This window comes from Clostridium polyendosporum (assembly GCF_018332455.1).
Classification (GTDB): domain Bacteria; phylum Bacillota; class Clostridia; order Clostridiales; family Clostridiaceae; genus Clostridium_AY; species Clostridium_AY polyendosporum.
The window spans coordinates 1-14,768 of the sequence record NZ_BOPZ01000005.1 but is presented as its reverse complement, the minus strand read 5'-3'; the positions used below and the strand labels follow the sequence as shown (position 1 = coordinate 14,768).

Genomic DNA, 14,768 nt, shown 5'->3' with positions numbered 1-14,768 from the left:
CTATCAAGAGTTGCGCGCAACTCATTAACGATAGCATAAAGGCTCATTTCAAAACCTTTAAAAATTATATACCTATACTTGATAGATTCTCTAAAGCAGAAAGTCTATCTATTTCTTTATTATGAAGTTCTAAAAACTTTTCAAAATCTTTAATGCATAGCTCATTATCTATTGTATTTAAATCTTGTTTGACATTTTTAATTAAGTAGCTTGAATAAATATCTCTTTGAACCTTAATTTTCTTTCCATTATACTCAAAGTAGTTCCATCTTTGAGAAAGTTTCTTTTTACTATATTGCCTATTTAAATGATTGTATTGAGAGGCTTTAACCTCATAGGTATTAACTTCCTCATATAATCCACCTTTAACTTTTAACTTATTTTCTAAAATAGTCAAGAACATGCTCGGAGCTTTATTTGCTAAAGATTTTCCAAATCTCTTCTTCCTATTAATCTTGCCTGTTTTTTTAGAAATTTTAGTTTCTTTAGTTCTTTTTTGAAGACCTTTAAAACACATAGTTTCTACTTTAGCAGTATCACATTGGTTTATTATTTCGTTAGCCATAATATTATGGTCTTGCCTTCTTATATCTGCTTGTTTTCTATATAAATCTTTAAGAACGTTTCTTGCTTTTATATATTTCTTAGAAAAATTCCATTCTAATTTAACACCTTTTCTAACAGTTCCATCCTCATTAAAATTATTAGGATTAGCTGCTCTTTTGCTTCTATCCATATATCTTAATAATTTGCGTTTTTCATTTTCTATGTTCTGAACTCTTGGTGCTAATTCTAATAACTTAGAATCAGAGTCAGTTGTATAAGCTATTGTTTGTGTTCCAATATCTATACCACAATCCCTCAAACCTATATCGGTTTTGATTCTTCCAGTTCCCTTTTCTATTTTAAGTGGTGGAATACCTTCAAGAACTAATTGTAGAACATATTTGAATTTTTCTCTAACAAATCTTCTTATTATTCTACAATACTTAACTTTATCTCTTAAAGCATTAATTTCATAATCATTTAATTTAGATTGAACTTTTATAACTAAACCATTCCATTCTAAAGTATGTGTATCAAGTTTATATCTAATTCCAGTTCCATTTGTCTTTCCTTCTAAAGAATTTAAACCTTGATTATATTTTTTAAAATGAAGTTTTTCACCGTCTCCAAATAAAACTTTATCTAACGCAGTCCAAACTCTACTAGCTATTTTCTGACAAGTGAAAGAATCTAAATTTCGTTTATAATGATGCTGCATTGTTTTAACAACTTCATGAAGTGAGTATTCAGTACAGCTATATTTTGCTTGTAGGTCTTTTCTTATTTTAAAATAAGGTTTACAAAGTTTTTTAGCTTTTTCCAAATCTTTCTCAACTTTATAAACATCAGCTATATTCTTTTGATTTTCTCTCCATGTTTTGGTTTTAATCATTTCGATATATCTATTTTGACCTACCCCTAAAACAGAATTATATAGTTTTCTTCCAATTTCAAATCTCACATCAAGAATATCTTCTTGGAACAATTCAGTTTCTAATTTTAAATTTAATACATAACTTGGAGCATTTTTAGCCATACAATACTCACCTCCTGTCTAATATCTATTTTTTTGATTTTCAACATATTGCTTAATGGTTTCACTACATACATTTCCAGCAGTAGAGATAAAATAACTTCTAGTCCATAGGCTAGGCATTTTTGATAATATAGCAAATTCCTTTCTTAATTCTCTACTTGTTACGCCCTTGATTTTTTGCATAATATCGGAGGGACTTAAAGTAGGAAGACAGTTTACAAACATGTGCGTGTGGTCTTTATCACATTCTATTGCTATTATTTCTATATCTAAATCATCACAAGTCTCTTTAACTAACTCTTTGAATCTTTCTTCAACTTTAGGAATATTAAAAATCTTCCTTCTATATCTTGGGCAAAATACAAAATGGTAGTTAATTAAACTTACAGTAGTAGTTGTTGTTCTATATTTGTTATCCATATACTAATAATACACTATTTTGTGTATGTTGTTGATTATATTGCACACATTATTTTAAGAAATAACATCGGCTCGAACTTCGTTCTACCGACGCTATTCATCCCACCCCTAAAGGGGAATGGGCTTTCCGCTCAATATTGTAATTTGACTCAGTGAAAACTGCCTAAGATTGAATAGGTCCTATGACTATTCAATTTTTACTTTAATCTATAAGAAATTATAAAATGACTTATAACACAATCCAAATAATAAGCTTTTTTATAAAAAACTAAAACTCTACCGGATTATCCAATAGAGTTTTATTATATGCTGTCATTTCACAAAGTGAAATCTGACAAAATTTAATAGGTTCGATGACTATTCAGTTTTATTTTAAATAAAGTTATACTATTAATTCTTATTTCTTAAATACGCCAAAGGGTTTTCCTACTGGCAAGAATTCTCTGCCAAAGTGAGTGTTTAACACTACAGCAGCAGAGCCATAAAATGAAACCATTGATATTAAGAATTCTGAGTATGCTGCAATCTTATGTGAAAGTTCTGCCATAACATCAAAGGAGTTAAGTGTTAACCCTAAGAATAGGAAATCAATAAGAAAGAAGATAATGAATAATACCTTATTAGTTTCAGCGGCACCTATAGTCATAAAGATAGTAAATATTAAGTATCCTAAGAATGCAAATCCAAGTTGTTTTGCATCTACCCCTTTTGCAAGTGCTTCACCAAATACACCAGCCTTAATCATCCATGAAGCTCCTACTGCAAACCAGAAGAATGCATACCCTCCAAAAGCAGTTGTTCCAAAGGTGTTTTGTTCTTTAGAATCATTAATACAAGCAAATAATTGAGCAAAACCACCTAAAAATATTGCCCATGGAATTACAAAAGAAGTACCTTGTGTAAGTCCAAGTTTTTGAGATGATGCAACTAGTGTAACCATAGCAAGCCCAAACAATCCTAATGCTGATGGATTGGCAGTTGCAATTTTAACATGTTGTGTTTCATTAGTACTCATAAAAAAACCTCCTAAAGTAAATAATCCCTATAAAAAGGTATCAATAAAAACATGAAAAATCAAGCTTTTTCAATTGGTTTTTACGTGAACATTAAGAAATTATGGGCTTTATATAATATTAAAGAGGTAACTTGTTATTGTGGTAATATAACCATATGTTTTGAACTGTTTTTCACGCGAACAGTGAAATACTATGAGCCTTACATAATACTGAGATAAATCATCATAACAGGATTATAAATACCTTTAATGGAACATTTTACAATTAGTGGGTGTAACTTTAAGCTATTGTCTTTCATACATTGTAGTATACGTATGAATAATAAATTTTTTATAAGGGGAATTAAAGTGATGGATAAGACAGTTTGTTTAGATCCATGCAACAAGCATAATGAATTTGAAGTTAAATTCAAACCCTGCGAAGAGATTAAGGATGTAATGTTAAAAGTTGATGTGGATAGAGACCCCGATATTAATTTTGAACCACGTAATTGTAATTCTAAGTCACGTAATTGTAATTTTGAATCACATAATGGTAATTTGAATGCTGATAACGTTGGAGTCATTCTATTGCTAATTGCAATTATGGGAATCTTTAGATACCGTACATTTCGGTAAGATACTAAGACAAATATCTATTAACATAAATTAAGTTAAATTAATATTATATATTAAGGTAACTTAAAAATGTAATTATATATATCATATATATATTATAAGGAGAAGAATAAAAATGGATGAACTAAAGAAAGTTACTACATTAGATGAAGAAATTGCGTTAGATGATTATAGCTGTGATGATCCACTAGTTACTTGCAACTGCTCTTGTTCAGGTCGACAAGATGTTACTTTCAATGCTTGTCAGGATGTTAGCGATATTACCAATATACCGGCTACATTACAATGCTTAGGAAGACTATTAAGAGTAACAGTTACAGTTCCTAATGCTTGTAGAGGTAGACTTATTAACATTGGCGTATTGGTTTGTGAAGGATCTGATATTCGAGGATTTAAAGTATGCAGAGTAATGGTGCCAACAGGTACACCAAGTGATGGTCCATGTACAAGCATTACAACAGATACATTCTGTTTTGTTTTAAGTGAAGAAGCTACTACTTTATGTACATCTCGTACTGTAACAGTAAGAGTTTTGGCAAACTATACCACATCCATGCCAGCAATTCTAAATTGTTCTTGTTAATAATTTATAAAATTGTCCATGCTGATAACTTATAAGTTTAAGAGTGTGTCAAAAATCCTTTTGATACACTCTTAAAATATAATGAAAAATGTGCTGGAACTTGTTTTTTTATAAGAAATAAAAAAAATTTTAATATAATTATTTTTTACGTAAAGTTAAAGGATGTTAACATAATATTTCTTGACAAGCAATCTTTTGCTTGTTTTCTATGTTATCTTATATGTTTTTTTGATTTATGGTTAAAATAATAACAATGATTTTTTCATATTAACTCAATATATTACAAAATATACCTAAATGTAAAGGGAATCTATGCTGATATATTTAATAAAAGACTAAAAATTTTAACAATTATTTGTTTGACATTTAACAAACTAAATTGTATACTAAATATAGTTAATAAATCATCAAAAAATACGAAATAAAGACAAGTATTACCAAAAAAGGATTCTATTCTCAGAATCAAAGGTAACTAAAATTATAAGATTTCAAATTAAATTTATAATAAATAAGGAGAGGTGTAAAATCATGAAGGTTACAAACGTTGAAGAGTTAATGCAAAGATTACAACAAATCAGAGCTGCTCAAAAGAAATTCTCAACATATACTCAAGAACAAGTTGATGAAATTTTCAGACAAGCAGCTATGGCAGCAAATAACGCAAGAATAAAGCTTGCTAAAATGGCTGTTGAAGAATCAGGAATGGGTATAGTAGAAGATAAGGTTATTAAGAACCACTATGCTGCAGAATATATATACAACAAATACAAGGATGAAAAGACTTGTGGAGTTTTAGAAAGAGATCCAGCTTTTGGTATCACTAAAGTTGCAGAACCAATAGGTGTTGTTGCTGCTGTTGTTCCAACAACTAACCCAACAGCAACTGCAATATTCAAAGCGTTAATATCTTTAAAGACTAGAAATGGTATAATCTTCTCACCACATCCAAGAGCTAAGAATGCTACTATAGAAGCAGCTAGAATAGTACTTGATGCAGCTGTTGCAGCTGGTGCTCCAGAAGGAATAATTGGATGGATAGATGAGCCATCAGTTGAAATGTCACAAATAGTAATGAGAGAAGCGGATATAACTCTTGCAACTGGTGGTCCAGGAATGGTTAAGGCTGCTTACTCATCAGGTAAGCCAGCAATCGGTGTTGGTGCAGGTAATACACCAGCTATAATCGATGAAACTGCTCACGTAAAGATGGCAGTAAACTCAATACTTTTATCAAAGACTTTCGATAACGGTGTTATCTGTGCTTCAGAGCAAGCTGTAATCGCATTAGATTCAGTATATGATGAAGTTAAGAATGAATTTGCTGAAAGAGGAGCTTACATCCTTAAGGGCGAAGAAATAGATAAGGTTAGAAACGTAATATTAGTTAATGGTGCTTTAAATGCTAAAATAGTTGGACAATCAGCTTACAAAATAGCTCAATTAGCAGGCGTTGATGCTCCAGAAACAGCTAAAGTTCTTATAGGAGAAGTAGAATCTGTAGAACTTGAAGAAGCATTCTCACACGAAAAATTATCACCAGTTCTTGCTATGTACAGAGCTAAGAGCTTTGATGATGCACTTGCTAAAGCAGTAAGACTTGTTGAACTTGGTGGATATGGACATACTTCTGTATTATATGCAAATACAATGACAGCAAAAGAAAAGATTGAAAAGTTCAGCGCTGCTATGAAGACAGGAAGAACTATCATAAACATGCCTGCAGCACAAGGTGCTATAGGAGACTTATTTAACTTTAAGCTAGCTCCTTCATTAACATTAGGTTGTGGTTCATGGGGTGGAAACTCTGTATCAGAGAACGTTGGACCTAAACACTTATTAAACGTAAAGAGCGTAGCTGAGAGGAGAGAAAACATGCTTTGGTTTAGAGTACCTGAGAAAGTTTACTTCAAGTATGGTTCACTAGGAGTTGCATTAAAAGAATTAAAAGATTTAAATAAGAAGAAAGTATTCATAGTAACTGATAAAGTTCTTTATGAACTAGGATATGTTGATAAGGTTACATCAGTTCTTGAAGAAATCGGTGTTGACTACAAGGTATTTACTGATGTAGAACCAGATCCAACATTAGCTACAGCTAAGAAGGGTGCTGCAGAAATGGTAAGCTACCAACCAGACACTGTAATAGCTGTTGGTGGTGGTTCAGCTATGGACGCTGCTAAGATTATGTGGGTAATGTACGAACACCCAGAAGTAAGATTCGAAGATCTTGCTATGAGATTTATGGATATAAGAAAGAGAGTATACTCATTCCCTAAGATGGGCGAAAAGGCAATGATGATTTCAGTTGCTACATCAGCTGGTACAGGTTCAGAAGTTACTCCTTTCGCAGTTATTACTGATGAAAAGACAGGAGCTAAGTATCCATTAGCTGACTACGAATTAACTCCAAACATGGCAATCGTTGATGCTGAATTAATGATGGGTATGCCAAGAGGATTAACATCTGCATCAGGTATAGATGCATTAACTCACGCATTAGAAGCATATGTTTCAGTACTTGCTTCAGAATACACTAATGGATTAGCTTTAGAAGCAATCAGATTAATATTCAAGTATTTACCACAAGCTTACAATGAAGGTACAACTAATATAAAAGCAAGAGAAAAAATGGCTCATGCTTCAACAATAGCTGGTATGGCATTTGCTAATGCATTCTTAGGAGTATGTCACTCAATGGCACACAAATTAGGAGCTGCACACCACATACCACACGGAGTTGCTAACGGATTATTAATCAATGAAGTTATAAAATTCAATGCAGTAGATAGTCCAACAAAGCAAGCTGCATTCCCACAATACAAATATCCAAATGCTAAGTGGAGATATGCTAGAGTTGCTGATTACCTACAATTAGGTGGTAACACAGAAGACGAAAAAGTTGAATTATTAGTTAAGGCTATAGATGAATTAAAGGCGAAAGTAAATATTCCAATGACTATAAAAGAAACAGGAGTTTCAAAGGAAAAGTTCTATGCATCTCTTGAAGATATGTCAGAACAAGCTTTCGACGATCAATGTACAGGAGCTAACCCAAGATACCCATTAATCAGCGAAATCAAACAAATGTATATAAATGTTTTTGATAAAGCTGAAGTGGTAAAAGAAGATACAGTTGAAGAAGTTAAAGAAGTAGCTGCAACTGAATAATCTAGAAGTTAGTTAATATAAATAGGGGATCCCAAGATGGGATGCCCTATTTTTTTTGATGTTATTTCACAAGGTGAAATCTAGCTAAAGCTGAACGGGCTTGATGCCTACTCAGCTTTATTTTCATGTTAACATTCCTTAGATAATATGTTTATAAAATCTATAATTTTAAACCTATTTATTTAATATAATGAATATAAGTACTATTACAAAATAAAGGAAAAGGAGAAAAATGCATTATTTTATTGGTGAAAGTCCTAATAATCATGCTCCCATATCAAATGGACGTATATTAACTTGGTTAAAGCAATATGATGAAGAATTTATTCCAGTTGACTTGCTTAGTCAGATATTTTTTCCGGATTTTGATTTAATGAGTGCACTTTTACATGATAAGGGTTCATATGTTTTTGTAAAAGATGAAAAGGAAAAGATTTGGTACGATCCATATGGTATTGTAAAACAAAAATTAGGTCAAGTAGGAGAGATTATTTCATTAGATAATACCCGATATGTTGATGGGTTGGGAATTTACGAAGTAACTTCCCATAAGGGAAATACTGTAGTAAAAACAAAAACATGGTCACCTTGGGGGAGTAATGTTGTTATAAGATCTATTCAGGTAAGTACGTTAAAAGGCAACGCTACGAATGTAGAAATTTTCCCTGTAGTTAACCTGAAAAATATATCAGAAAGAATTGATAACATATTTATTTCTCGTATTTCTTGTTGCCAATGGTTGGCAGTAACTACAATTCCATCTATAGAAGGTAAAACAGGAGATGTTGGCAAAGCATTAACTGGAGGAGCAAGTACAGTTTTTGAGCATAGTTCTCTCCCAATAGCTTTAACTTTTAATGTGAAGAAATCTGTACCTGACAAAGGATATAGTGCTCCTATTTATCAATTGTTTGCTGCTGGTAAAACAAAGGAAGAAGCAGTGTCTCAACTAAATTGCGCTATGAGGAATATAGATAACCTTTATGAAGACACTTTAAGTGAATGGAAAAAATGGCATACTATATCTGATGGTCCACTAGCTAAACTTCCACCTAAACTTCAGTACTATTGGCGTACAAGCAACAGTTTGCTGCGAATGAGCTTACAGGAAGATGGATCCCCTATTCTAATTGGTTTTCGGCCATACCAAGGAAATGTATGGGTAAGAGATGGTATATGGATTGTTACCACTCTAGCACTTGCTGGCCATTTAGAAGAAGCTAAAAAAGGATTATACCGTATTATTAATTTTCTAAAGGAACGTCCAGATGGTAATTACTATTTTGCTTATAATGTGACAACAGGTGTTCCAAATGAACATGCTTTTGAGAATGATACTACAGGACTTGTCCTTTATGGTATATGGAATATTTGGCATCTTACAAAAGAAGATAAAATTGTAAAAGACTTATGGCCAATTATAGAACATTCAGCAAATTGGATTATAGATAATAGAGATGAAACAGGACTAATAAACAAAGATGCTGGTATTTGGGAAACCTTTGGTCCGCATCTTAACGAGCCTTTTGAAAACATGACGTGGACATCTGGAATCTCAGTTTACGGAATAGTAAAAGCCTCACTTATGGCTCGTTCTATAGGCCACCTGGTGGAAGCAGTAAACTATGAAAGAGTAGCAGTTGAAATTTTCATGGCTATTGAAAAGAATAATGTGAAAGAAAGTGTAGTGGTTCGTTCTAAGCAAACAGCATTACTAGATTCCTCGGTTTTATTATTCTTTACGGAATTCCCTATTTTCCCTAAACAATGGTTAAATCCTACACTTCAAGAAATTGATAATCGACTCAGAGATCCTCTTTTAGGTGGAATATGGAGACATGAAAGCTTAACCACAGAAGAAGGAGATATGCGGCCATGGACTGGACCTACATTCTGGATGGGGGAAGCACTACTTACAGCAAGTAGACCTCAACTGGCATGGGATTACTTTAATCATAATTATAGGAATAGTGCTTTTTGTGGACTCCTTCCAGAATTAATGTATAGTAAAGATAGAGCAAGAGGGATTGCTATGCCTGGTTATTCGCAATCTGGTGTAATCCGTTCTATTTTATATGCGTTAGGATTATTTCATAAAATTAAATTATAGATGTAAAATAGAGTAAGGAAGTTTTTACTTTCCTTACTCTAATAATTTAAAGTGGTTATCAAGAGCTTATGTTATATTCCTCTTTCTAGAGTGTATTTATCTATATTGTAGTTAAGAGTTCCTTTGGAACTTATCTCTATTCCTGTTGAAGATTCTAGTGGAAATACTCTAGATGTAAATACAAGTTCACCATCATTGATGAAAATTTCCACGATGCTTCTATCTATAAAAATTTTAAGGTTTAGGTTTTCACCTACATTTATTTCGCCAGATCTTATATGTCCAAATTCTTCAGCAAATTTATCAATAAAGTTCTCTCTATCAATAAATACAGCTTTGTTTGCTATATCAAAATATATAGTAAATGCTTCATTTTCAGATTTAAATAGTTTTAGTGTGATATCATCGCTATTGATATTTGTAAAATCTATATCTAGTTCATAGCTAGTTTTATTATTTTCAATATCTACTAAATTATTATTTAAAGTACCTTTTATATTTAAATGGTCTTTTCTTAAGCTTTCTAATTCTTTAACAGGTTTTTGTTTAAGTATATTACCTTCAAATGATAATTCTCTAGGTAAGGTTAGGCAATGAGCCCACATATTTTTATCAGATGGATACTCTACTTCAGGCATTCCTGACCATCCAAACATTAACCTCCTATTTGAGTTATCTTCAAAAGTTTGAGGTGCATAAAAATCAAAGCCTTTATCTAATTCTTTGATATATTCAATATCAAAAGTCAATTTATCTAAATCTAACTTTCCAACGGCGTATATAACATTATAAAGATTTTTATAATCGTGTCCATTTGCCTCTATTCCTTGAGGGGAGAATATTAAAATATCTTTTCCATTTAGTTTAATATAATCAGGACACTCCCACATAAATCCAAAGTCTTCTAAGGAGGTTTTTAATTCACCTTTAAAGTTCCATTCGACAGCATCAGGAGACTCATAAACTATTATTGATCCAGTAAGGTTTTCTCTTTGTGCTCCTAACAGCATATAATATTTATCGCCATCTTTCCAAACCTTTGGATCTCTAACGTGCCCAGTATAACCTTTTGGTACGCCTTTTATAACTGGGTTACTTGTGGATTTTTGTACAGTATAATCTTTATTCATTATTGCTAAGCATTGATTTGCATCTCTTTCAGTATCGGAATACTTCACATTACCAGTATAGAAAAGAAGTAATTGATCATCTTTTACTATTGCATTACCTGAATATGCACCATGAGACTCATAATCCTCAGTAGGAATAATAGCTACGGACATTCTTTCCCAATGAACTAAGTCCTCTGATTTAACATGAGCCCAATGCTTCATGCCATGTATAGGTCCAAAAGGGAACCACTGATAGAAGACATGATATTCTCCATTGAAGTATGAAAGTCCATTAGGATCATTTAAAAGTCCACATTCTGGATGTATGTGAAATATAGGTTTCCAAGGATCATTTTTCGAAGTATTAATTAGTTCTTCTAATTGTCCTTTTTTAGCTTCTAAAATTGTAGTGTATTTATTAGATATAAGTTTGTTCAATTTTATATTTCCTCCTAATAATTTCAATATATTTAATTTGTTGTTATAGGTAAACAATTTCAATCCTTAATCAATTGAGTTATGAAGTTGTTTATCTATAGCTTAGTGAAATTTAGTTGAAATTGAGTAGGCTTGATACCTGCTTAGTTTTATTTATTCTAATTATTTATATCTAGTTTTAATTAAAGATTTTTAAGTTATAAGAGAATAATAAATATTATTAATGTACCCTCGATTTTTCTAAATTTTTAGTAAAACCAAGGGTAATTTTAAGGTGTTGTGAGTTAGTATATAATATGTATAGATAAACAACTTCATAACTGAACTTATAATTCATGAAAAAGCATTGTATGCAGAGGCTATTTTCATGAATTGTTTAAAGATTAAAGTTGTTTATCTTAGTTAGTAAATGTGGGAACGTTCCCATGTTTATATTATATTTTTTCTATAATAATTTGTCAACAGTCTCTCTTTTAATAATTTCATAATTAGAAACTAGTACTCTATCGATGTTTTTACCTTGAATAAGCTTTATTATGTTATTACTAGCAGTATTGCCTGCTCCATGATAATCAAATTTCACTGTAGTTAATGAAGGATGTATTATCTCAGATATCTTATATCCTCCAAAGCCCACTACTGAAATATCCTTTGGAATCTTTAAGCCATTTAAAAAAATACTTTTCATTGTTCCTAATGCTATATTATCTGTAGCACAGAATATAAGAGATGGTCTTTCTTTTTTTATTATAGTATTTGCTGTAGTCAAAGCATCTTCTATAGCAAAGTTAGTAGTATGATAGGAGATGTTTAAAATATTTGCTTCCTTAATTGCTTTTGTAAATCCTGCTTTTCTTTTAATACCTACTGATATATCTTTTTCTGGTACGCCCAAGTAAGCGATATTCTTATGCCCCATACTTATTACATATTTGGTTAACTCATAAGCTGCATTAAAATCATCATGAACTATACAATTATATTTATAATGTTCCTGACCCATTACTATAATTGGAATTCCTATGTCGTCTATTGCTTCTTGATGTTTTTCAGTTATTTCAGTACTAAGAAGAATTATTCCTGCTACTTTCTGCTTTTTAAAACTATATAGGCTTTCTATTTCTCTATCTATACTTTGGCTAGTATTAGATATAATCATCTGGTAGTTATTTTCTTTTAATTTTTCATCAATTCCAATGAGGGTTTTTGCTACTGCGTATGAGTCTAACCTTGGGATAATAACTCCAATGAAATTAGAAGTTTTTGATTTTAAATTCTGCGCAAACTTATTAGGTTCATATCCAGTTTCTTGTATTACCTGCTCTATTTTTGATTTTGCATCAATACTGACATATCCGGCATTTAAATACCTTGAAACAGTACTTTTAGATACTCCTGCTAGTTTGGCTATATCTGAGATAGTTATTTTCATAAAATTGCTGGACCGTTGACTTATATGTGATAAAACCTATTAAACTCCAAAGTAAACCTATAAAAGTTTATATTTTTTTAATAAATATTCTATTATGCAACTAATTTTCATAAGTTAAAGGAACTATTAATTTTAATAGGATTAAAGATGGACAGTTTTTTAAATCAACGGCTTTACCTACCTTTCTATTATTTATAATAATGTTAAATATATTTCTTGTTTCATTTAGGTTAAAGATAAATAACCTCAATCCTTTCAATTATAAAGTTGTTTATCTCTAGCATTAAATAGAGAATTTATTCCATAATTTTTCTGTGTCTTAATTGTGTAATTAACGTTGATTTGTTGCAAATAATGAAGTGATGTAAGTAATCTAGCAAAGATAAATTATAAAAATATTTCTTCAAGCACTCTTCCTTCAGTCCCTTCTAAGGTTCCATCCAATATCTTTGCTATAGTTGGCCCTTCATCTAATAGGGACATTTCTTCAATATTATAATTCTTTTTTACTCTTGGTCCTTTAATCACAAAGAAAGTATCATATTCATTTTTACCAGGAGAGTACCCATGACTTCCTTTGTAATGTACCTTTCCAGTAGCTTCAATTATTTCGTCTTTAATATCATTTACAAAATAAAAGCCTTCCTTCGATTCTAACATGAAGGTACAGCGAGTATCTCCGCCTAAAAGAACTGCTTCTTCTGAAGATAGGATTTCTTCTATACAATCGCTATGATCTTTGGAAAATTTCTGAATAAGATTTAATATCTGATTTTTAAGAGAAGAATCCTCTTCATCTTTCATGTAAATGTAGGCTGAGCCGTCACATGTATTCATATATGCAGTCCAATCTTGTATTCTTCCTTTGTTGTCTATGGAAATAAGTCCATGTTCTGCGAAGAGTTTATTTATTTTAATTACGTAGTCTGCATTAAGAAGAGTATGGTCACCGAGAACTATAATAGTAGAATTCTCAAAGGTACCTGTATCTTTTAATAGAGAGAATATTCTACCTAATCGCTCATCATGACGTAAGAGAGCTTCCTTAGATTGAGGAGAAAAGGCTCCATGCTGATGCTTCTGAGAATCTAGATCTATAAGATGAAGCATTAAAAAGTCAGCTTTTCTATTTTCAATAAGATAAAGCATACACTCCATTGAGAAGTTATCTAAGTTAGGTTGTTTTTTTCCGTCTCTTAAATAGCCATATTTTCTATCCATAAGAAGTTGAAAGAACTTACTTCCACTATAGATAGAAACCATAGCCTGATTTTGCCACCAGCGGTTAGAAAAAATCTCTGGAATATTAAAATCTATATTAGCTTTACCTGTTACAGGCCAAAGTACGGATGCAGTCCTATAACCTTTTCTTTTAGCTAAGTCATAAATGGTATCTCCCTTTATATCTTTCCTAAACCAAAACCAATCGGCAATTTTTCTTTTAGGTTGAATGAGAATATTATTGATAATCCCGTGGTTGTTAGGAGATTTTCCAGTAACAATAGAAGTGTGAGCAGGGTAGGTAAGAGAAGGATATACAGTTTTTACATTACTGCAATAAGAAGCGCTATCTACAAGGGTTTTAAAGTTAGGGAGAGTAGATAGAAATTCAAAGTCCTTTTTTCCACTGCCATCAAGGGAAATAATTATTATAGGATTAATAGTCATACAAGTAGCCTCCTATATTGGTTTTTAAACATTCAAAAACTAATGACTAATATTTAAAAATTTAGAAATTAGAAGATATTTCTTAACATAAGTATAAACTTAATAATCTCTAAAATAAATAAGCTTAAGTTGTTTGAAAAATAGTCATTATATCTAAATAAATTATTGACAAGGTTTACATAACTTGATACAATTTTAAATGTAAAGAGAATAATCCTTAGGGATTGTTACTGGTGATGCAGGCAAAACCCAAATCAATGGATAGAGGTGTTCTATCATTTTGGTTTGGGTTTTTTTGTTTCTCCAAATTTAGTATCATAGACAAAAATAAAATAGCATCTATAGCTTGACCTATAATTAGAAACTATATTCTTTAAAAACACATTGTTAAGGTGAAGCAAAAATGTAAATGTTTAAGTAGAAAAAGGGAGGGAATTTTAATGGATTATGGCAAATTAGCAAATCAAATTCTACCTTTAGTTGGGGGAGAGGGCAACATTGAAAGTGTCACTCACTGCGCAACTAGATTACGTTTTATGTTAAAGGATGACTCTTTAGCAAGGACAAAAGAACTTGAAAAGATTGATGCAGTAAAGGGAGCTTTCTTAAGCTCAGGACAATA

The 14,768-nt window shown here is 31.4% G+C and carries 11 protein-coding genes; 5 read left to right on the top strand and 6 right to left on the bottom strand.

Going from position 1 to position 14,768, the window contains the following annotated elements; genetic code table 11:
• Positions 1-64: 64 nt before the first annotated feature.
• From CPJCM30710_RS04140 to CPJCM30710_RS04130, 3 genes are all read right to left on the bottom strand, one after another.
• Positions 65-1,582, bottom strand: a complete 1,518-nt coding sequence (locus tag CPJCM30710_RS04140; protein WP_212902918.1) for a transposase — start codon at positions 1,580-1,582, stop codon at positions 65-67.
• Between the two features lie 18 nt (positions 1,583-1,600).
• Entirely contained in the window at positions 1,601-2,002 is a 402-nt protein-coding gene (gene tnpA, locus CPJCM30710_RS04135; RefSeq protein WP_212902917.1) for an IS200/IS605 family transposase, read from the bottom strand.
• Between the two features lie 397 nt (positions 2,003-2,399).
• Positions 2,400-3,017, bottom strand: a complete 618-nt coding sequence (locus CPJCM30710_RS04130) for an acetate uptake transporter (RefSeq protein ID WP_212902916.1) — start codon at positions 3,015-3,017, stop codon at positions 2,400-2,402.
• A gap of 288 nt (positions 3,018-3,305) precedes the next feature.
• Here CPJCM30710_RS04130 and CPJCM30710_RS04125 point away from each other — a divergent pair, with 288 nt between their 5' ends.
• The 4 genes from CPJCM30710_RS04125 (at position 3,306) to CPJCM30710_RS04110 (ending at position 9,496) form a co-directional block, all read left to right on the top strand.
• The gene (locus CPJCM30710_RS04125) at positions 3,306-3,635 is read left to right on the top strand and encodes a hypothetical protein (protein WP_212902915.1); all 330 of its coding nucleotides are present in this window, start codon (positions 3,306-3,308) and stop codon (positions 3,633-3,635) included.
• A 115-nt stretch (positions 3,636-3,750) separates the two neighbouring features.
• Positions 3,751-4,218 (top strand): hypothetical protein, encoded by a 468-nt coding sequence (locus CPJCM30710_RS04120; RefSeq protein WP_212902914.1) that lies wholly within the window; start codon positions 3,751-3,753, stop codon positions 4,216-4,218.
• 528 nt (positions 4,219-4,746) lie between these two features.
• Entirely contained in the window at positions 4,747-7,386 is a 2,640-nt protein-coding gene (gene adhE / locus CPJCM30710_RS04115) for a bifunctional acetaldehyde-CoA/alcohol dehydrogenase (protein WP_212902913.1), read from the top strand.
• Between the two features lie 232 nt (positions 7,387-7,618).
• Positions 7,619-9,496, top strand: a complete 1,878-nt coding sequence (locus CPJCM30710_RS04110) for a glycoside hydrolase family 15 protein (RefSeq protein WP_212902912.1) — start codon at positions 7,619-7,621, stop codon at positions 9,494-9,496.
• Positions 9,497-9,567: 71 nt separating this feature from the next.
• Here the strand turns inward: CPJCM30710_RS04110 and CPJCM30710_RS04105 are convergent, their stop codons facing one another.
• The 3 genes from CPJCM30710_RS04105 to CPJCM30710_RS04095 form a co-directional block, all read right to left on the bottom strand.
• Positions 9,568-11,046, bottom strand: a complete 1,479-nt coding sequence (locus CPJCM30710_RS04105) for a glycoside hydrolase family 32 protein (RefSeq protein ID WP_246503449.1) — start codon at positions 11,044-11,046, stop codon at positions 9,568-9,570.
• Between the two features lie 445 nt (positions 11,047-11,491).
• Entirely contained in the window at positions 11,492-12,478 is a 987-nt protein-coding gene (locus CPJCM30710_RS04100) for a LacI family DNA-binding transcriptional regulator (RefSeq protein ID WP_212902911.1), read from the bottom strand.
• A gap of 387 nt (positions 12,479-12,865) precedes the next feature.
• The gene (locus CPJCM30710_RS04095; protein ID WP_212902910.1) at positions 12,866-14,146 is read right to left on the bottom strand and encodes an alkaline phosphatase family protein; all 1,281 of its coding nucleotides are present in this window, start codon (positions 14,144-14,146) and stop codon (positions 12,866-12,868) included.
• A gap of 440 nt (positions 14,147-14,586) precedes the next feature.
• Between CPJCM30710_RS04095 and CPJCM30710_RS04090 the strand changes: the two genes are divergently transcribed.
• On the top strand, positions 14,587-14,768 hold a 182-nt coding region (locus CPJCM30710_RS04090; protein ID WP_212902909.1), incomplete at its 3' end, for a PTS transporter subunit EIIB.

Excerpts from the sequence above, each read along its gene's own strand:
- CPJCM30710_RS04095 (WP_212902910.1), bottom strand. The coding sequence starts at position 14,146 with ATGACTATTAATCCTATAATAATTATTTCCCTTGATGGCAGTGGAAAA.
- CPJCM30710_RS04130 (WP_212902916.1), bottom strand. The coding sequence starts at position 3,017 with ATGAGTACTAATGAAACACAACATGTTAAAATTGCAACTGCCAATCCA.
- adhE (WP_212902913.1), top strand. The coding sequence starts at position 4,747 with ATGAAGGTTACAAACGTTGAAGAGTTAATGCAAAGATTACAACAAATC.
- CPJCM30710_RS04100 (WP_212902911.1), bottom strand. The coding sequence starts at position 12,478 with ATGAAAATAACTATCTCAGATATAGCCAAACTAGCAGGAGTATCTAAA.
- CPJCM30710_RS04120 (WP_212902914.1), top strand. The coding sequence starts at position 3,751 with ATGGATGAACTAAAGAAAGTTACTACATTAGATGAAGAAATTGCGTTA.
- CPJCM30710_RS04110 (WP_212902912.1), top strand. The coding sequence starts at position 7,619 with ATGCATTATTTTATTGGTGAAAGTCCTAATAATCATGCTCCCATATCA.
- tnpA (WP_212902917.1), bottom strand. The coding sequence starts at position 2,002 with ATGGATAACAAATATAGAACAACAACTACTACTGTAAGTTTAATTAAC.
- CPJCM30710_RS04140 (WP_212902918.1), bottom strand. The coding sequence starts at position 1,582 with ATGGCTAAAAATGCTCCAAGTTATGTATTAAATTTAAAATTAGAAACT.